At 43.7% G+C, this 17,781-nt stretch carries 18 protein-coding genes; 3 read left to right on the plus strand and 15 right to left on the minus strand.

Features of this window, described 5'->3' with window-relative positions; translation table 11 throughout:
* From OQY15_RS01945 to OQY15_RS01965, 5 genes are all read right to left on the minus strand, one after another.
* Entirely contained in the window at positions 1-870 is an 870-nt protein-coding gene (locus OQY15_RS01945; RefSeq protein WP_265787060.1) for an NAD(P)-dependent oxidoreductase, read from the minus strand.
* Positions 871-921: 51 nt separating this feature from the next.
* Positions 922-1,395, minus strand: coding sequence for an RES family NAD+ phosphorylase (locus OQY15_RS01950; protein ID WP_265787062.1), 474 nt, complete (start codon positions 1,393-1,395; stop codon positions 922-924).
* Positions 1,396-1,404: 9 nt separating this feature from the next.
* A complete protein-coding gene (locus tag OQY15_RS01955) occupies positions 1,405-1,851 on the minus strand; it encodes an antitoxin Xre-like helix-turn-helix domain-containing protein (RefSeq protein ID WP_265787064.1) in 447 nt (148 codons plus the stop codon).
* 89 nt (positions 1,852-1,940) lie between these two features.
* Positions 1,941-4,481: a M1 family aminopeptidase gene (locus OQY15_RS01960; protein ID WP_265787066.1), complete on the minus strand. Its 2,541-nt coding sequence runs from the start codon at positions 4,479-4,481 to the stop codon at positions 1,941-1,943.
* A gap of 56 nt (positions 4,482-4,537) precedes the next feature.
* Complete coding sequence (locus tag OQY15_RS01965) at positions 4,538-5,572, minus strand: GTP-binding protein (RefSeq protein WP_265787068.1); 1,035 nt, start codon at positions 5,570-5,572, stop codon at positions 4,538-4,540.
* Positions 5,573-5,715: 143 nt separating this feature from the next.
* Between OQY15_RS01965 and OQY15_RS01970 the strand changes: the two genes are divergently transcribed.
* A complete protein-coding gene (locus OQY15_RS01970) occupies positions 5,716-6,912 on the plus strand; it encodes a C1 family peptidase (RefSeq protein WP_265787070.1) in 1,197 nt (398 codons plus the stop codon).
* A 115-nt stretch (positions 6,913-7,027) separates the two neighbouring features.
* Here the strand turns inward: OQY15_RS01970 and OQY15_RS01975 are convergent, their stop codons facing one another.
* The 3 genes from OQY15_RS01975 to OQY15_RS01985 form a co-directional block, all read right to left on the minus strand.
* Complete coding sequence (locus OQY15_RS01975) at positions 7,028-7,414, minus strand: acyl-CoA thioesterase (protein ID WP_265787072.1); 387 nt, start codon at positions 7,412-7,414, stop codon at positions 7,028-7,030.
* 47 nt (positions 7,415-7,461) lie between these two features.
* On the minus strand, positions 7,462-8,454 hold the full coding sequence (gene mgrA / locus OQY15_RS01980; protein WP_265787074.1) for an L-glyceraldehyde 3-phosphate reductase: 993 nt from the start codon (positions 8,452-8,454) through the stop codon (positions 7,462-7,464).
* Between the two features lie 106 nt (positions 8,455-8,560).
* The gene (locus tag OQY15_RS01985; protein ID WP_265787076.1) at positions 8,561-8,740 is read right to left on the minus strand and encodes a histone H1; all 180 of its coding nucleotides are present in this window, start codon (positions 8,738-8,740) and stop codon (positions 8,561-8,563) included.
* 148 nt (positions 8,741-8,888) lie between these two features.
* Between OQY15_RS01985 and OQY15_RS01990 the strand changes: the two genes are divergently transcribed.
* Positions 8,889-9,251, plus strand: a complete 363-nt coding sequence (locus OQY15_RS01990) for a response regulator (protein WP_265787078.1) — start codon at positions 8,889-8,891, stop codon at positions 9,249-9,251.
* A gap of 88 nt (positions 9,252-9,339) precedes the next feature.
* The gene (locus OQY15_RS01995) at positions 9,340-9,702 is read left to right on the plus strand and encodes a response regulator (protein WP_265787080.1); all 363 of its coding nucleotides are present in this window, start codon (positions 9,340-9,342) and stop codon (positions 9,700-9,702) included.
* Positions 9,703-9,719: 17 nt separating this feature from the next.
* On the opposite strand, the gene OQY15_RS02000 is transcribed toward OQY15_RS01995, so the two are convergent.
* The 7 genes from OQY15_RS02000 to OQY15_RS02030 are packed head-to-tail and all read right to left on the minus strand — an operon-like array spanning position 9,720 to position 17,772.
* On the minus strand, positions 9,720-10,637 hold the full coding sequence (locus OQY15_RS02000) for a hypothetical protein (protein WP_265787083.1): 918 nt from the start codon (positions 10,635-10,637) through the stop codon (positions 9,720-9,722).
* Positions 10,638-10,661: 24 nt separating this feature from the next.
* Positions 10,662-10,868, minus strand: a complete 207-nt coding sequence (xseB, locus tag OQY15_RS02005) for an exodeoxyribonuclease VII small subunit (protein WP_265787085.1) — start codon at positions 10,866-10,868, stop codon at positions 10,662-10,664.
* Positions 10,846-12,219 (minus strand): exodeoxyribonuclease VII large subunit, encoded by a 1,374-nt coding sequence (gene xseA, locus OQY15_RS02010; RefSeq protein ID WP_265787088.1) that lies wholly within the window; start codon positions 12,217-12,219, stop codon positions 10,846-10,848. The genes xseB and xseA overlap by 23 nt, the downstream gene beginning before the upstream one ends.
* A 37-nt stretch (positions 12,220-12,256) precedes the next feature.
* Positions 12,257-13,195, minus strand: coding sequence for a phosphatase PAP2 family protein (locus OQY15_RS02015; protein WP_265787090.1), 939 nt, complete (start codon positions 13,193-13,195; stop codon positions 12,257-12,259).
* The gene (locus tag OQY15_RS02020) at positions 13,196-13,816 is read right to left on the minus strand and encodes a sterol desaturase family protein (protein ID WP_265787092.1); all 621 of its coding nucleotides are present in this window, start codon (positions 13,814-13,816) and stop codon (positions 13,196-13,198) included.
* A 5-nt stretch (positions 13,817-13,821) separates the two neighbouring features.
* Positions 13,822-15,159 (minus strand): DUF4833 domain-containing protein, encoded by a 1,338-nt coding sequence (locus OQY15_RS02025; RefSeq protein ID WP_265787094.1) that lies wholly within the window; start codon positions 15,157-15,159, stop codon positions 13,822-13,824.
* 24 nt (positions 15,160-15,183) lie between these two features.
* Positions 15,184-17,772 (minus strand): DUF5686 and carboxypeptidase-like regulatory domain-containing protein, encoded by a 2,589-nt coding sequence (locus tag OQY15_RS02030; protein WP_265787096.1) that lies wholly within the window; start codon positions 17,770-17,772, stop codon positions 15,184-15,186.
* Positions 17,773-17,781 lie beyond the last annotated feature (9 nt).

The following is a 17,781-nucleotide window of genomic DNA, read 5'->3' on the forward strand; positions in this document are numbered from 1 at the left end:
CTATTCTGCGCTGAGAAACTTTAACACGGAGATCATATCTTCATCACCATGCCCATTCGCTTTGGCTGCCTGCAAGGTGCTGTATAACGACTGCCCTACCGGCGTATCCATGCCATTCTCTGTAGCAAGCCTGATATCTTTTTCGAGGAGCTTTAACGCAAAGGCAGGTTTGAAATCATTGTTGATGATATTTTCAGTTTTCATCTTCGTCATTCCGCCCCCTACTGCGCTGGCATTGATCAGCGGAAGCAACTGCTCTGCCGACAGTCCATTTTTACGCGCGAAGATTACGGCTTCTGCCAAACCCTGCGCTACAATGCCCAGCATCAGATTTACCGACAACTTGGCTACATTGGCTTTCCCGTTTTCACCGAGATATACGGACATCTTGCCCAGTGCATCAAAGGCAGGTTTTACCTTCTCATACACATTTTCATCACCGCCAACCATGATCACCAGTTGCGCTTCTTCAGCAGGTTTTACACTGCCCGCTACGGGTGCATCCAGGTAAGAGATTCCTTTTTCTGCGCACAGTCCTGCGAGGTATTTTGTAGTCTCCGGGGATACCGTGCTCATATCCACCATCGTGAGCTCTCTGCCGGCAGCTACAGAAAAAACGTTGTTTTCACCTTCATAGACCTGTTTTACCGCATTGTCGTCACTCAGCATCGTGAAGATCACATCAGAAGCCGCAACAAGGTCTGCAGGAGAATGTGCTACTTTGATGTTTATTTCTTTGGCAAGGGCTTCTGTTTTATCCGCACTGCGGTTGTATACTGTAAGGTCGAATCCTGCTTTAACCAGATTTTTTACCATTGGCGTACCCATATTGCCGAGTCCGATCCAACCGATGTTCAATTTCTCACTCATATCTATTGTATTTGTTTTGTTTCTCTCTTTTGCCGCCGAAGATGGCCTTTGTTATGCTCTCGGATATTTTTTCAGGATATCCTCAATTCTTATATCGGGAACCAGATCTGTGACGGCAATGATGGTTATCTTTTTAAAATCAGGATGAAGGGTGTTGATGACGTAATTGTACGATTCAGGCATCACAGCCGAAGGCACCTTCAGTACAGGCATCCGTAACTGATCAAACCACTGATTGCCCAGAGGCTGGCAATGACTGTAATCATAGGGATCGCGCCAATCGGGATCGAGGTTACGCTCTTCCACACTGCTGATCAGGAGGTCGTCCGGAATTTCGATACAGACGATCTTAAAATCATAATTGAAACCTACGCCCTGCCGGCGCACCATATTCTCCAGAAAAGCCAGCGGAATATTTTCAGCACAGTAGATCACCGGCCGTCCTGCTGCCGCCCATCTTCCATTGACGCCCGAACCATGGAGTGTGCCTGCATAATTTTTATGCCCTATTCTAAAAACGACCATCAGCGAAGATCAGACGGCATCGCCATAAGCCATTTTGATCAACTCATCCGTGACAAGGTCTACTCCACCGGGGGTGGTTAACCAATCCATAGGACGCTCTTTAGAGTTCCAGAAGGGCTTGTTGAGCCAGTAGCTGAACTCATCTACGGTACCAAACAGCTCTACTCCTTTTTTATAAAGGCCGATGAGTTTGAGCAGATGCTCTCCGTAAACTGGTTCCAGTAATTTTTTTTGCTCTTTGTAGTTGCTGATCGTACGTGAAGAGATATTGATCATATCTGCGAGCGACTTATTGGAAACGTTGATCGCTTCTGCAAAATCATAGAACAGACCCGGCTTAAGGCCCTGCCTTGCATACTGGAAAACCTTCATATCGTCACTCACGTCTATTGCAGCAAACTTAACACGAAGGGTTTCTGTTCTTTTGTCTAAAGGAAATACCTGTGGAACTGTCATAGCTTTTGTGTTTACCATACTAATGTACGAATAATTTCAATATCAAAGATGAAATTATTCGCTGTAAGTTCATATATGACATTTCAACCTCAATGCAGCAATTTCTCTGCCCTGAACAGGTTATCGGTATTCTGCAGAATTTTAGCACGTAACCGGGGATTGTATCCGGGATGGGCTTCTAAAAATCCCCTCACGATATCGGCCGCGGGCTTACTCTGATAAGATCCGAAGGTGGCCTGCAGCCATGACTGCGGGAAAAAGATATCTCCGGTAGACTGGATTTCCTGCAACAGCTCAAGGCTCTGCTTTAAATACCGCATGCTGGATGCCTGGCGTAAGGGATGGTGCAGGTAGTACAGTGCTGCCAGCACATTGGATTCCTTCGCCCTGTTGGGCAATGACTTCAGACTGTTAAAGAAATTATCGCGCTTTAATTTATCACCTGAAACTGCGGGTACGATGAATTCAAAACGACGCTTGCGGTCAGGATTAGTGATCCTGGCGTTCTGTACCGCCAACAGTGCAGGATCAGCATCATCACGCAGGGCCAGTGCAAATGCCATGCTGGTATAATCGTCTTCAGAGAATACGATGCCGGCAGGCGGCAGCTGACTGTCCCAGATCTGGTAGATCCTCTTCCGGGCCTCGGCACTCATGAAGATATCCTGATAAGCCTTGAAGAGGTGCTTTTTATTGTTGCTGCTTTTCTGTTTTAACAGGGCTGTCCAAATCTGATTTTCGAGAGTGCCGGACAAGGCTTTTCTTTGTGCAGGGCTACTCAGCTGCCAGTAAAGGGTACTGAGATAATTGCTGAGCAGCCTGATATTGAGCTCCTCCTGTTCGTTCTCGAGCGACTTCCCAAAGACGGTAATCAGACGTGCAGGACTGATGGCTTTGCCGCTCAGCATTTGCTCGTACAGGGAAATATAGGCTGTAGCGCGGTGCAGGGGTTTCTGCAGGCTGTACAACTGTTCGGGCAGACGCTGGTCTACAGGCCATTCTCCGTAGCCATCACCCGCAGAATTGAAAAGGATGAGCTGCGGTTCCGGCAGTCCCTCCGCTTCTTTGAGTACGAGCTGATCTTTGTTCAGGTTTACACGGATCACTTTAACGCTGCCGGGATAAAAAAGGCTGACTTCAAAAGATTGCGGCCAGATACGGCTGGGACCATATTCTGAACGCTGACTGAGCTGTAAACGTTTAATTTTTGAATCTTCCGTAGTGAGGCTGTAAGTGATGACAGGCCGGCCACTTTCGTTTACCCATACTTTGTTCCAGTCCTGGAGGTTAGAAGGAGTATAACGGTCGAGGATCCTGATGAGATCCGGCCAGGAGGCATTACCATTGGAAAACTTGCGCAGGTATTCTCTCACGCCCTGCTGAAAACGTTCTTTTCCCATCAGGTTCTCCAGCTGCTGCATCATCACAGGTGCTTTATGATAGATGATGTTGCCATAGAGGGATCCCGCATCCTGAAGATTATCCAGGGGCTGACGAATAGGATTTGCCCCACTGGTACGGTCGACCGCATATGCTGCAGGGAAATGATCGATCAGGAATTTGAGTGCATATGCATCCTGACCTCCCGCCTCTTCATCACTTTTATCTGCCATGAAATTCGCAAAAACCTCCTTCATCCAGACATCAGAAAACCAGTCCATCGTGACCAGGTCACCAAACCACATGTGTGCAGTTTCATGTGCAATCAGGGTATTCCTGGAATTGAGCTGATCCTTTGTAGCTCCCTCATCCAGGAATAGCGAAGAAGCTTTGTACTGGATGGCGCCGGGATGCTCCATTCCGCCAAACTGGAAGTCAGGGATAGCCAAGAACCCAAACTTCTGGTAAGGATAAGGAATGCCCGTCCAGTTTTCGAAATATTTTAGTGCAGAATTGTGGATAGCATATACTGCAGGTAAGCTGGGTGTGATCTTGGCCTGATCCGTCTCCCGGTATAAAAATTGCGTATTCTTCTGATTCAATGTAGCACTATGCAGCTTGAAATCACCCGCTGCAAAAGCAAAATGATAGGTACTTAATAAGTTTGAAGGCTTGAAATGATAGGTTTTATCATTCTGGCCAATTACGGAATCTCTCAGCTCTGCATTGGCAATGGCTTTCCAGCTCTGTGGGATATGTAAGGTCAGCGTATACACAGCCTTGAGATCTGGCTGGTCGAAACACGGAAAAACTGTTCTCGCCCGGTCCGGAACAAAAAGTGTGTACAGGTAATCCGGATTTCTGTTGAGTGCCCCGTTCCCGGCTGTAAAATCAATTTGCACCACGTTAACTCCCATTTTGAGCAAGTCGGGCCTGAGCAGCAGATGCTCCTTTTGATAGTCCACTTCTACAGTCTTGCCGTTAATGGACATCCCGCTGATCTTTGCCGGATCTTCCTTGAAATCAAGCTGAACGGGCAGCCTGAGACTGTTCAAGCTGAAAGTCAGGGTTTCATGCGCAGCAATGGGCTTTGCTTTCTGCACAGGCAGATCCAGATCAAGCATGTACCGGACATCGCTGAGTACTGCTTTACGGTAAATAGCGAGCGACCGGCCTACCCCAGGTTCTACAAGGGGATCTGTGACAGCTTTCCGCGATGAGCAGGAGAGCACTAAAGAGAAAGAGGCCATACAAAGTATGGGAAATACAGTTTTAAAACCACGAAACATGTGGCAATTTAACTCAATTATTCAATATCTGAAGGGGAATAAAGGCAGGTTCTGAACATTTTATCGAAACCGTATAATTTGAGATCTTTTCCTATCACCACAATTTTTGTCTCACGTATCTCATCAGGCAGCCAGGTTTCGCCAAGCGAGATAGCGAGCGATTTGCCTACTGTCTGCAGGATAATCCTGCTTTCGAACTGGTGACTGTATATAATGCCCTTTACACGATACACATTGGCGGACTGCGCAATCAGAAAAACCATCATCCGGTGCTCGAGGTCCTGGATGTTCATACTCTCCTTATATTTGAGCAGGACGGTCTCAATATCACTGTGTTCGTGTCTGTTATGGGAAGGTCCGAAAGCCACAAGCGGCTGTTTTTCTGGTGTTGCATTGCTCAGGCTGAAGATTCCCTTTGGGATAGCAACCGGCTTAGGGTTGCTGTAAAAATTTGCGAAACGCTCCCTTGCAAAAAGTTTGGTTACCGGGAAGTTCTGCCCTTCGGCGATCAGGATTTCAGCAAAAGGATTGATGGCCTTTAGGATCGCCTGCAGTTCCTTCACATATTCAGCACTCACCTTCTCCACTTTATTGAGGAGGATCAGATCGCTGAAGGCAATCTGTTTAATCGCTTCCTGATGTTCTTTCAGCTGGTCTTCTATCAGTTCCGCATCCACAATGCAGATCACTCTTTTCAGGTCGAAACCACGTTTTACATTATCACTGGTAAGAAATGGATGCGCAATATTTGCCGGATCAGCTATACCTGTAGCTTCAATAATCAGGTGATCCCAGGAATCCCTTCTGTCCCACAAGCTATTCAGCAGCTCATAGATATTATCATTTAAGGTACAGCAAAGGCAGCCGTTATTGAGCTCCATGATGTCATCTTCGCCCTGGAGGATCAGGCCCGCATCTATACTTTCCTCGCCTATTTCATTTTCAATAATTGCAAAGCGTGTATCTTTCTTTTTTGCAATAACCGCATTGAGCACTGTGGTCTTGCCGGCACCTAAAAAACCGGTCAGCAGGGTTACTTCTTTAGCTTTCATCTATTATCATCTAGTTTTTATGCGTAATTTTCATGTTGCGCAAGGGGCAAAATCCTTTCGATTTTCTCTTACACACAGTAAATAATGTACATTGCCCGGCAAAGATACACAAACGCAATTAGGTTGCAGAATTAAAAAACAATATGACTACTTCATTCATTAAGCCCTTGGTCCTGGCTTCCGGACTACTCTTTACCTCTTCATTTGGTTTCGCCCAGGACAATCTGGTCAACTCTCTAAAAAATAACCAGTCGGCCAACAGCACTTCCGGCTTTAAGTTTACCAGCATCATCAACCTGGAAAACACGCCTGTACAAAACCAGGGTTCATCCGGCACCTGCTGGAGCTACTCTACCAACTCCTTCCTTGAGTCTGAGATGATCAGGATGGGTAAAAAACCCGTTGTACTCTCTCAGATCTTCTCCGCACGTAATGCCTATGTAGAAAAAGGAATCAACTATGTGCGTATGCATGGAGCAGTAACGCTAGGCGATGGCGGTGCGCTGCATGATGTCATTAACATGTACAAAAAATACGGTGCTGTACCGCAGATCAATTATACTGGTCTGAATTATGGAACGAAAAAGAACAAATTTGCCGAGATGGGTGCCATCACTTCGGGCATGCTTGAAGCGGTGGTAAAAAACGCAAACGGAACCTTAACGCCAAACTGGCAAAAAGCTTATACAGCTGTACTCGATTCCTACCTCGGTGAGGTGCCTGAGAAGTTTGATTACAATGGTAAAAGTTATACACCGCAGACTTTCGCGAGGGAGGTTGTGGGCATCAAGCCGGATGAGTATATTGAACTTTCATCATTTAACGATCACCCGTTCTATTCAAAATTCACTTTGCTGGTTCCTGATAACTGGTCTTTCGATCAGGTATCCAATGTTCCTCTAAATGAGCTGACAGAAACTATCGACAATGCTCTGAAAAAAGGATATTCCGTAGCATGGGCTACCGATGTTAGTGAGAAGTCTTTCTCCTACAAAAACGGCGTAGCGTATGTACCGGCAAAACCTATTGATGAAATGACAGCCGAAGAAACTGCCTCGCTTTTCAGCGCTCCAAAGCCAGAGATGGAAATCACACAGGAGATCCGTCAGGCGGCATTTGATAACTATCAGACTACCGATGATCACGGCATGCATATCATCGGCCTCGCCAAAGATCAGAATGGCCGCGAATACTATATCGTGAAAAACTCATGGGGTGTAACAAACGACTACAAAGGCTATCTGTATGTTACCAAAAACTATGTGAAATACAAAACTACTGCGATCCTCCTGCACAAAGGTGGTATCCCTGCAGCGATCAGCAGGAAGCTCGGACTATAGTCCATAAAAAAAAGAATGTGCTGATTCAAACCGTGCGTTATTTATTTGAATCGATACCAATCGAATCAAATGAAGAACGGGGTGCGAATCAGCACATCTTTTTTTTATCAAAAAATTATTTCCGTATAGGTGTGGGCCTCTTCTGCTCGTCCACTGCAACAAAAGAAAACTCTCCGCTCACTGCTTTCTCCCGCAGCTCCGAATACATCTGCTCTACAAAGATATCCACCCTGACCTTCATACTCGTATTTCCTACATGGCTAACTGTAGCGACTAATTCAACTATACTGCCCGCAGGAATCGGATGCGTAAAATCTATCCTGTCACTGCTCACCGTAACCATTTTCTGTCTGCTGAACCTCGTGGCACAGATAAAAGCCACCTCATCCATCATCATCATCGCCGTTCCGCCAAACAGCGTATCGTAATGGTTAGTGGTATTCGGAAAAACTGCTTTAAAGATCCTCGTTTCAGATGCTTTGATCTTTTCTTCTATCGTCATATGTATAAATTGTATCAAAAAATATTGGCTGTCAATGCCAATATCAATTATCCTGCAAGCGTATCATCAATATGTTTCAACTCAGCATCAGTAAAATCAAGGTTCTCCAGGCATTTGAGTGAATCCATCAGCTGCTCAGGCCTGCTCGCCCCTACCAGTACAGATGTGATCCTGGCATCACGAAGAATCCAGGCCAGTGCCATCTGTGCAAGCGTTTGTCCCCTCTCTGAAGCCAGCGTGTTCAAGGCATTCAACTGCTTTAATACCTCCGGCGTAATTGAGGCCTGCTGCAGTGCGCCCGTCGATTTTGCTGCCCGCGAATCTTCAGGGATACCATGCAGGTATTTATTGGTAAGCAGCCCCTGCGCCAGTGGCGAAAATGGAATACAACCTACACCTTCCTGACCAAGAACATCCAGTAAGCCCTCTTCGATCCACCTTTCAAACATGGAATATTTAGGCTGATGGATCAGACAAGGAGTGCCCATTTCACGTAGCAGCTTGATTGCTGCTGCTGCTTCAGGAGCTTTATAATTTGATATCCCCACATACAGCGCTTTTCCCTGGCGCACAAAGAGGTCCAGTGTAGCCATCGTTTCTTCCAGTGGAGTTTCAGGATCCGGACGGTGGTGATAAAAAATATCAACGTAATCCAGCCCCATACGTTTGAGGCTCTGGTCCATACTTGAGACCAGGTATTTCTTTGATCCCCAATCGCCATACGGTCCGTCCCACATGGTATATCCCGCTTTTGAAGAGATAATCATTTCATCCCGGTAGGAAGCAAAATTCTGTTTCAGTATCGCCCCAAAATTTTCTTCGGCAGATCCCGGAGGCGGACCATAGTTGTTTGCCAGGTCGAAATGAGTGATACCACTGTCAAAAGCAAGTTTGATAATATTGGTAGAGTTCTGAAACTGATCCACATGGCCGAAATTGTGCCACAGGCCCAGTGAGATCGCAGATAGTTTGAGTCCGCTTTTACCACAGCGGCGGTATTGCATATTTGTATAGCGGTCGGGATGCGCGATATAAGACATAATCTATTAAATGAAAAGAGGATATAACAAAGCAGTGTATGATCAACCGGAAAGATTGCTGTACAAATGTTCTGATATACCCTCTTCAGGTTAGGTTGAGCTAATTTTACTTAGCCGAATTTTTTTTCTCTGTTACTTCAGCACGAATGTCTTGAGCAAGAACTTTTAAATCCTGCATTGCTTTACGTACTCTTGTACCTGCAGCACTGTTTCCAGCATTGTAAAACTTCTCTACGTCAGCTTCAACAGAAGCAAGCAGTTCTTTTAATTTTGTAAATTTTTCCATGTTTTAAGCTTTAATATGGTGCCAAATATATAACTTTTACGAAATAAATGCATACTTACTCATTTTAAATGTTTTTTATTTTCTCCCGTGATACTAAAACCTTTTTTTATCGTATTCAATATTGAATAGTTAACGCTAAAAATTCTATATGACAAAACGGATACACATTGTTGAAGACGACGAAGATATCAGATACATAGTTTGTTACATCCTTACAGAGATGGGTTACGAAGTTACCCTCGCAGATTCCATTTCCGACTTCCGCAGACAGCAGGCAGAAGACTTTAAACCAGACCTGCTTCTACTGGATGTCATGCTTCCCGACGGAAACGGACTTGATCTCTGCCACGAACTAAAAAAATCACCCGCAACACAAGAGGTTCCCGTGATCATCATGTCTGCACATGCCACTGAAGATCAGTCGATCAAACGTTCTGGTGCAGAGGAATTTATCAGTAAACCTTTCAACCTGGATGACCTGACGGATCTGATCAGCAAACATTTATCGTGACATTTTTCTTATTGTAATCATTTTTTTCTGTATATATTTGTCCCACAGGATAAAACCCTCCGGATTGATCCTGAATGAAAATGATCCTATGAAGAAAAAGATATTGGTGTTAGAGAAGAACAAGGATATCCTTGAATTGATTGATATTATTCTTAGTGAGGAGGGATATGAGCTTGACCTGATCAGTTCAGATAAAGAAGTTTTTAATCATATCAAAGATTTCGGACCGGATGCCATTTTGCTGGATATTATACACCCTACAGCAGAAGGTACAGCATTATGCAAGGCTATAAAAGCAGCAGAAGATACCAGTAATATCCCTGTCATCGTACTCTCTACCCATCCTAAGGCTGAAGTAGTAAAGGAAATATGTGCAGATGAAGTGGTGCCGAAACCTTTTGACGTTTCTTTACTCGTGTCTGTAATTGAGCAGCAGCTAATGATTGCTTAGCCGCTGCTATCATTTCATTATATATTGTGATGTTTCTTCAGAAATTTCAGGTATTTCTTGTCATCTTCAAAAAGCTGCGCGCCTTCCATCTCATAGGCTTTCAATAAATATTCCAGCGCTGCTTTTTCATCGCCCAGTTCATAATATGCTTCTCCAAGACGCAGCAATACAAAAGGATTACTTTCTTCGCCACTGTAAAACTCGTGGGCTATGAGCAGCTGTTCTTTTGCTTCAGCAAATTTACCCTCATTAAATAAAGCATCGCCAAGAGAGGCAGTGATATATCCTGAGGCTTCCCAATCTTCTTTTGGATCAGGCAAAACAGCATAGGCCTTTGTAAACCAGTCTGCAGCTACAGCATAGTTCTCGTCATCCATTTCTGCATTACCCTTCTCACAGTACTCATCCATCAGGCTCTGCTGTTCGTCTGTGAGTTCGTCCTGCTCGTCATCTCCATCCTCTGCAGGCACAAAGTTTCTTTTAAAATCCTCAAAATCCTCATCGGCAGCCAGTGCAATAAAAAGAAAATCAGGATGTGAATCTGCAAAAACCTTCTTACTACCCAATTTATAGGCAGTTTTGAAATATACCCTCGCATGATCTAAATCCTGCAACGCATAATAAATGCTACCTGTTGTGATGAAGTGAACTATATTTTTCACCTCCTCTGTTTTGCTTTTGTCCTGCAGAAATCCGGTCTCTTTCAGGAAAAAAGGTAATGCTTTTTCCAGCTGACCTGTCTGCTCATAAAAAGCATAGATACTGTCGAGCATAATCGCTCCGACGCTGCAATTCTCTTTGGGATCAGGAATTGCGCTTTCAATCTCCAGCAGTAATTCCTCTGCCTCTTCAGTTTGGTCTGACTCTGCCAGTACGTACACCTGATCGATCTGATCAAAAAATGCTTCTTCTTCTTCTGCGCTGTATACTAACATATCTTTATTTTTAAACGAAGGTAGTTATAAGGGTTGGTTTTCCATCTGCTTTATAATTTTGTTGACCTCCGTCTCGGTAGATCTTAATTTCGCCTGACAGAAGGCGATCAGCACAGAGGCACGCTTGACCCTTTCTGCGAGAACATCAACAGACACTGCCTCAGTCTCTATTTCGGCAGCAATTTCAGCAAGCTCCCGGTAAGCTTCTTCATAGTTCAAATTCTTTTCCATTACGTGATGTTTTAGATAATACCTTTGTGTTAATTTCTGCGGTGGCGAGAGTGACTGTCATTTCAGTTTCCGGCTCTATATGTGTGCCATCACCAACAATCACGCCACCGACTTTCACTATGGCGAAGCCCTTGTTTAATATATTCTGCGGACTCATCAGCCTGACAACAGATTCAAAATGACCAATATACCTCGCCTGGTTGATGAAATACATCCTGTTGAACGAGCGCAAATTTGCCACCAGATTATCCAGATCCTTTCTTTTATTGGAAATGATAATCCTGGGATTAGTGACGATCATTCCGGAAAGATTCAGGATGTCCCGATGTTTTTCATGAAGAAGGTTCCTCGAAGAATTGATCGTCACCTGGTTTAGCCTGTTGAGCTGTTCCTTATGATGGTTCATCATCTGGAAGGTCCGGATGACCATCTGCTGCTGCAGCGAAATAAGGGCATCTTCAAAACTCCTGTTATGTGCAATGAGCATCTCCGCCACTTTTGTAGGCGTTTTCGTAGAGGTATGCGCCATCAGATCCGCTATCGTTTCATTTTTCTGATGGCCGATTCCTGTTATGATTGGTATGGGGAATTTCGCGATAGCACGGTTAAGTTCATAGTTATCAAATATCAGAAAATCCATCTGTGATCCCCCACCCCTGATGATAACCAGTGCATCATAGGGCTTGCCAGAATCAAAAACCGCAATTAATTGTGCAAGCACCTGTTTTGCATTGCCTTCTCCCTGTACGAGGGCAAAATAATCATCTATCTCAAACTGATAACCAAAAGTATTATGATCAAGCGTATGCCTGAAATCATGATATCCCGCAGAAGTATCAGATGATATCACGGCTATACGCTGCAAAACACGGTTAAGCTGCAAATCACTGTTACGCGTACGGAAAATACCATTCTCCAGGCGGATAAAAGAAGCATTATCCCTTAGCAGACGGTCCAGCGTTTCTTTACGCTGCTGTTCAAATTGCCCGAGCGTGAAATTTGTATCAATATCAAGCAAGTTAAGCTGCAGACCAAACGCAGGATTATACTGTACGGCCACCTGCACCAGAACATTGATATCATTTTTAAACTGCTGCCCCGTTGCCTTCTCAAAGTTGGAAATATTCACTGCCGCATTTCCCCAGGCCCTGCCACCCATCTTCGCCAGGATCTTTGCAGAGGCTTTGTCTTTTTCTACGAGTTCAAAATAGTGGAAATTACTCTGTGGCTTGTACGTATGATTGGTCACATCGGCGATTACCCAGAACGTTCTTGCTCCAAAAACTCCATTGATGGTGTCATGAATCTGTGCGGTAAGTTCTGATAGTCTGATGGAGGGTAGTGCTGCCAATTTCTTTGCTGTGGTTAGAGCACTAATTTAGACAATTCTAAGCGATAACCATACGCATTTTTTCTACGAAAGCCCCAAGTGCGGTCCGTTTCATCAGCAAATTGAAGAGAGCAATACCAGCTATTGCACAGGTAATTCCTGCCAGGACATCCAGAACATAGTGGTGGCTCGCATAGACTGCTGTAAACCAGATTCCTACCATGACAACACCAAAAACCACATTCATCGCTCCCATTTTATTCTTTATACCGTAGTATAAGACGATCACAGGATATGAGGAATGCAAAGAAGGCATTGCCGCAAAAACATTGGATCCTTGTCTGTAAATCGATTCAAATACTGTCGTATGCAACAAGTGGTCAAATCTTACCAGTCCGGCCGGGTTTGAATGTGTATGTGCAAGGAAGACGAAGCCATGGTACTGCACATACCAGGGTGGTGCTGCCGGATAAGTATAATAAATGACGAAGCCAGTCATGTTTACCAGCACAAAGGTCAGAGAAAAGCGAAGGAAAAGTTCCTTCTTGCGAAAAAAGAGGTAAGCAGCAAAGGCAAGAGGAACCGGTATCCACATCAGATAAAATATTCCCCCGATAATGTCCACCACAGCTGAGTGATGGATACGCAGGTATTCATTGGGTGTGAGCAGTTTTCCGTCAGAGAAGATACCAAAAGTATGTTTCTCCAGGTGATACAGGTCTGCAATGTGCACATCATTGAAAAGGTAGTTCGGGAAGGCCTTCATATAATCGAACAGAATCCAGTATACGATGAAGATGGAGAAACCAAGGATAAACTTTCTGGTCACTACCGAAGCATAATACAAGGTATTGAAGAGCAGCACCAATACGATCTGGTTGCTGTTAAAACCTACCAGAAAATAAGAAAGACAGAGGTAAACGGCAGACATCAGGGTGATGAGCATGATGTCTTTTATGGCATAGAATGGTTTGTTAGACCCGAACTGTTCTGACATTTATTTTTTATTAAAATCTGAACCCAGGATTTTGTCCCACAGCGCAGAACTTACGCCGTAACCTTTGCTGGAGTCTGAGTAGTGATGCAACATGTGGTGCTGCTTCAGTTTTTTCCAGAAAGGACTTTTGAAGTTAGCATGGTGCAGCGCATAGTGCGTCATATCGTAGATCAGGTAACCGATTAGAAATCCGGTATAAAAAGCGTAGATCGTTCCCGCAGGCAACAGGTATAGAAACAGGAAATATAAAGCCAGTGCCATCGGAATACTTGCTGAAGGCGGCAATACCAGTCTTTTGGCATCATTGGGATAATCGTGGTGGACGCCATGAAAGATAAAATGTATGCGCTGTCCAAATTCAGATTTAGGATAAAAGTGAAATACCCAGCGGTGTAACACATATTCTGAGATGGTCCATACAAAAAGACCTGTGAGCAGCCATCCGGCGAATGAAAACACGCTCATATGCATATCCGAAAATGACTTCCATCCAAGGAAAGCAATTACCGGAATGTAAACAATCAGGGGCACGTAGTAATGGACTTTCGAAAGACTTTCAAAAAGGTCATTCTTGAAAATTCTGATAGAATCAGAGGAGTTCGAAATAAAATTCTTCTTCATGGTATTTAGATTTTTATCCGTTCAGTAATAGCAGTATTATTCGCAGCGTTCAATCCTTTGATCTCTACATACTTTACGTTCGGCAACCAGAAGGAGCCTCCTTCTATGCGCAAAAATATACGTTCTATTTGAATCTTCTTGTTATTTACTGTCACATATACATGATATTTTTTATCATCATCAGATTTGACAAGATACAATGGCAGCTTTTTATGAGAGACAAAACGAAGTTCATACTGATCCTTACCGATAGATTTGGAATCTATCCCATACGCAAACTTGCGCTGTACATAACCCAGATCTTTCTTCTCACCATTCTCCTGGTAGCGCAGCCAGTAAACCTTTACAGGATTATCTTCCACCACCTGACCATCAGAACTGGTATTCAGCTCATAGATAATGGTATTCGTATTGGGATCGCGCTGCAGGTAAAACAGCTGATGTGAGATCCCTTTAGGTACCGGAAATTTTAAGGGCGATGGGTTACTCTGATCCTGTGTCTGTGACCAGGCTGTATGGAGATTTCCGAAATTAAAGACAGCACCCAGGAAGATCAGTCCGGCAACAACTACCGGAACAGCTTGCTCTTTCAGGCTCTTATTTTCAGTTTTTTTTTCCAGGGTTTCACGTTCCAGCTGCTCAGCGGCATCCATCACTTTCTTCGCATCCCTCAACCTGTTAATCGCAGTAACATTGGTCATGATGGCCATGATCGTGATGGGAATCGTGAAGATAGACATCGTTTCAAAAATATGGAAAGATATTCCCGGTACATATATTTTGTACCCACCACCAATGTAATGACCGGTGATTCCACAGGCAAGCGCGCAGATACCAATAGTTACGACCCTCTCCGGACGTTGCATCAGTCCGCCTTTACTCTGGATGCCCAAACCTTCTGCCCTGGCCCTGGTGTAACTTACCATCATGGAACCGATCAGCGCTATAAATGCGAAGAGCGAGCTTAAAAAATAGTGATGCGATACTAGGTAATAGCAGATGCCAAGGAACATAATCAGTTCGCTGTAACGGTCCAGTACAGAATCATATAAGGCACCAAACTTGGAACTCATGTTTCCTAAACGTGCCACCTGGCCATCAAGCATATCAAACAGTCCTGCAAAAAGTACCAGTGCGCCTCCCCATCCAACAAAAGACAGGTCGCCCCTGTTGCTTTCTTCGGCACCAAAGACAAAGATCACCGCTACGCCAATGTTCAGGATCAGGCCAATGGTAGTTACCGCATTCGGTGTAAGCCCCATGCGGATGAGCCCTTTCACAAATGGGTTAATGACCTTATAGATCCCCTGCTGTAGACGATCACGAAATGGTATTGCTTGCATAACTGTATTTTTTATACTTGTCTTTTAAAAATCAAATTTAACTCTTGCCCTGATACCGTATTCGGAAACCTCAGGATTGTCAAGGTAATTAAAACGTTTCACCATATCTACACGTAATATCTTAAAGATATTACCGATACCTACACTACCTTCGATATAAGGAGTTCTTCCCAGTTCAAACGTCCTGGTCTCTCCTATATCATTTTTAGGAAACTGAAGCAGTGACGGATCATTGTTAGGATTATTCTCCGATCTGAGTCCGCCCATTAGAGCCTTGAAAGAAATCGCTTCTCTCAGTTTAAGTTTCTTAATCAAAGGTATCTTATTAAAGAAGAATCCGTTGAAATTATGGTCAATATTCACACTGGCATAGTGATCACTCACAAATTCCAGGAAGTTCATTAAGTTATACGAATCCAGCTGGTATGAATAGGTCTGGTTAGCACGGTGAATGGTGAGCAAAGGGAAAGGAACCTTTCCAAAAGTATTTCCACCCTCTACTGCCACGTCAGAATATCCCAATTGCGACAGGTAAAAACGCTTATCTACCCTGGCAATGATGTTCTGATAATTGTACTGTCCACCTAAAACGCCCTTCAGTCCTGCTGTATACTTAATCGTAAAAATAGGGAATTTATCGATGATTGGCACCCTGTAAATTTTCCCCTGGTAAAACTTCTCATTTGGAGCATAGCGCAGGTTTACATTGATCTCAGAGGTAGTAATGTTATCAACCGCATTGACAGTATTATTTTCGAAGTTATTAAAGTATAATGATCCTCCCGGGCGTTGTGTCCATTTACGTGCAATCACCTGATAAGAGAAGTGATTTTCAAACTCATGCATATAATCGATTTTATAGAAATCATTATATAACAAGGTATTGTTCTGCCCTCTTTTGAATGACAGTAAGAAGTTATCCTCCTGTACGAACTGCAGGTCCTGGCCAGGAATCTTTACATCTCTCTGGAAGCTTCCCCTGATGTAGTTCTGCGGGAAAGCGTAAATAGATTTATCATTCAAAGAGTAGGTACCACTCAGGAAATACTTCCATTTTTCATCTTTCAAACCATAGGCACCATAAGTTTCAAAATAATAACGTTTACTGAGCTCAGGCGTAGTACGACCACCAATACGGAGGCGCAGGCCTTCCACATTGTTGAAACTATAAAAAGTATTTACCGGACCAACTTCAAAAGGACCAAAGTTTTTGTATCCCGCGAAGAAAAGCGTCAGCAGGTCTGCCGTCCTTTTAAAGGAAGGAATCGTTTGGAGTGTATCAATATTCTTATAGATACTGAGGTTTGTCTTTAATGTCGTATCTGTACGCTGACTTGTCCAGAACTGATCAGGTTTGCTTTCTGCATCGGCAGCTGTCGCTAAAGCCGGTCCTTCAAATACACTTGCAGGCTGTGGCTTGTTGATCTCATAATCCTTGATAATCACCGTACGTTGTCCCGTAAAACCGCCACCTTTAGCCTTATTTAACCCGAAATCTACAATCAGATTTGTTTTTGATAAGTGGTAGCGTCCATCAGGATTTTTCTCAAAATCAAGTTTGGCTTCCAGCGCCCTTACAAAGTTCAGATTGATATTTTTATTCACCGTCAGGTAAGCATCCTGTACAGCGTAATTGCCGTCCATCGTGATATACATCTTACCTTCAAACAGAAGGTCGGTGTTGTTCCTTGGAATAAATGATAACTCAATCAGGTTAGGAACACTCGTTTTAACCGTATCAGTGATAAAAAACTTATAAAACGTAGGAGACGCATCCGCTATCGGGCTCAGAAACTGATTGCTCATCAATGAGATATTACTTTCATAAATATTGAGGTCTGCATACATCCTCTCGAAATATTTGCTTAAACCTTTTGTATCAATAAATTTCGCGTCATAATTAACGTGTTTATCACCAGTGTAGATCGTTTTCTTTTTCTCAGGCGATTTCTGCAGATAATTTTGTGAAACCTTTTCTTCCAGGAATACAGGGAGGATATTTTTACCTCCGATTTTTGTTGAGTCCTGCTCCTGGAAAAGGAACTGATAATTTTTGAAAATACGTTTTGTCTTGAACTTATCTGAGAGATTGCTGAGCGAGAACAACATCTGTTCGTACTGCTGATATTCTACATGATCATAATTCTTATTCTGGTTCTTCGCTTTGTTTTCGATAACCTTCCTGATCAGTTCTACTGCAGGGTTGTTTTTGTTCCTGTATGATGGCCTTTTATTGGAAGTGATCGTTACTTCTTTCAGGTTTTCAGATTCATTTTGCAGCTTTACATTAACGGTCTGTGTTTCTCCGGCTTTAATAGGAATAAAAGCAGTTTTGTATCCCACGTAGCTAATTTGAAGCTGATCATGTGATTCACTGGTAGAAATGACAAACTTACCGTCCGCATCCGTTTTTGTAATAATTTGTGTGCCTTTGAAAAGAACAGTAGCGTATGGGATAGGATCTTTATCTGCGGCGTCTGTAACTACACCTGTAACAATGGTTTTGGAAGGTACGGCAACTGGTGCAGGAGTTTGAGCTGATGCTTGAAATACCAGGAAGGAAAGAACTAAAGAAAGAGTGAATATAATTTTGTTGAAGCGATGTAAGCTCATGGCGTTCTC

Origin of the sequence: Pedobacter sp. MC2016-15 (assembly GCF_026239695.1) — a bacterium.
Classification (GTDB): domain Bacteria; phylum Bacteroidota; class Bacteroidia; order Sphingobacteriales; family Sphingobacteriaceae; genus Pedobacter.

Excerpts from the sequence above, each read along its gene's own strand:
- xseB (WP_265787085.1), bottom strand. The coding sequence starts at position 10,868 with ATGGAAAAGAATTTGAACTATGAAGAAGCTTACCGGGAGCTTGCTGAA.
- OQY15_RS01995 (WP_265787080.1), top strand. The coding sequence starts at position 9,340 with ATGAAGAAAAAGATATTGGTGTTAGAGAAGAACAAGGATATCCTTGAA.
- OQY15_RS01985 (WP_265787076.1), bottom strand. The coding sequence starts at position 8,740 with ATGGAAAAATTTACAAAATTAAAAGAACTGCTTGCTTCTGTTGAAGCT.
- OQY15_RS01965 (WP_265787068.1), bottom strand. The coding sequence starts at position 5,572 with ATGAAAGCTAAAGAAGTAACCCTGCTGACCGGTTTTTTAGGTGCCGGC.
- OQY15_RS01955 (WP_265787064.1), bottom strand. The coding sequence starts at position 1,851 with ATGACAGTTCCACAGGTATTTCCTTTAGACAAAAGAACAGAAACCCTT.
- mgrA (WP_265787074.1), bottom strand. The coding sequence starts at position 8,454 with ATGTCTTATATCGCGCATCCCGACCGCTATACAAATATGCAATACCGC.
- OQY15_RS02030 (WP_265787096.1), bottom strand. The coding sequence starts at position 17,772 with ATGAGCTTACATCGCTTCAACAAAATTATATTCACTCTTTCTTTAGTT.
- OQY15_RS02015 (WP_265787090.1), bottom strand. The coding sequence starts at position 13,195 with ATGTCAGAACAGTTCGGGTCTAACAAACCATTCTATGCCATAAAAGAC.
- OQY15_RS02020 (WP_265787092.1), bottom strand. The coding sequence starts at position 13,816 with ATGAAGAAGAATTTTATTTCGAACTCCTCTGATTCTATCAGAATTTTC.
- OQY15_RS01970 (WP_265787070.1), top strand. The coding sequence starts at position 5,716 with ATGACTACTTCATTCATTAAGCCCTTGGTCCTGGCTTCCGGACTACTC.
- OQY15_RS02025 (WP_265787094.1), bottom strand. The coding sequence starts at position 15,159 with ATGCAAGCAATACCATTTCGTGATCGTCTACAGCAGGGGATCTATAAG.
- OQY15_RS01990 (WP_265787078.1), top strand. The coding sequence starts at position 8,889 with ATGACAAAACGGATACACATTGTTGAAGACGACGAAGATATCAGATAC.
- OQY15_RS02000 (WP_265787083.1), bottom strand. The coding sequence starts at position 10,637 with ATGTTAGTATACAGCGCAGAAGAAGAAGAAGCATTTTTTGATCAGATC.
- OQY15_RS01945 (WP_265787060.1), bottom strand. The coding sequence starts at position 870 with ATGAGTGAGAAATTGAACATCGGTTGGATCGGACTCGGCAATATGGGT.
- OQY15_RS01975 (WP_265787072.1), bottom strand. The coding sequence starts at position 7,414 with ATGACGATAGAAGAAAAGATCAAAGCATCTGAAACGAGGATCTTTAAA.
- OQY15_RS01950 (WP_265787062.1), bottom strand. The coding sequence starts at position 1,395 with ATGGTCGTTTTTAGAATAGGGCATAAAAATTATGCAGGCACACTCCAT.
- OQY15_RS01960 (WP_265787066.1), bottom strand. The coding sequence starts at position 4,481 with ATGGCCTCTTTCTCTTTAGTGCTCTCCTGCTCATCGCGGAAAGCTGTC.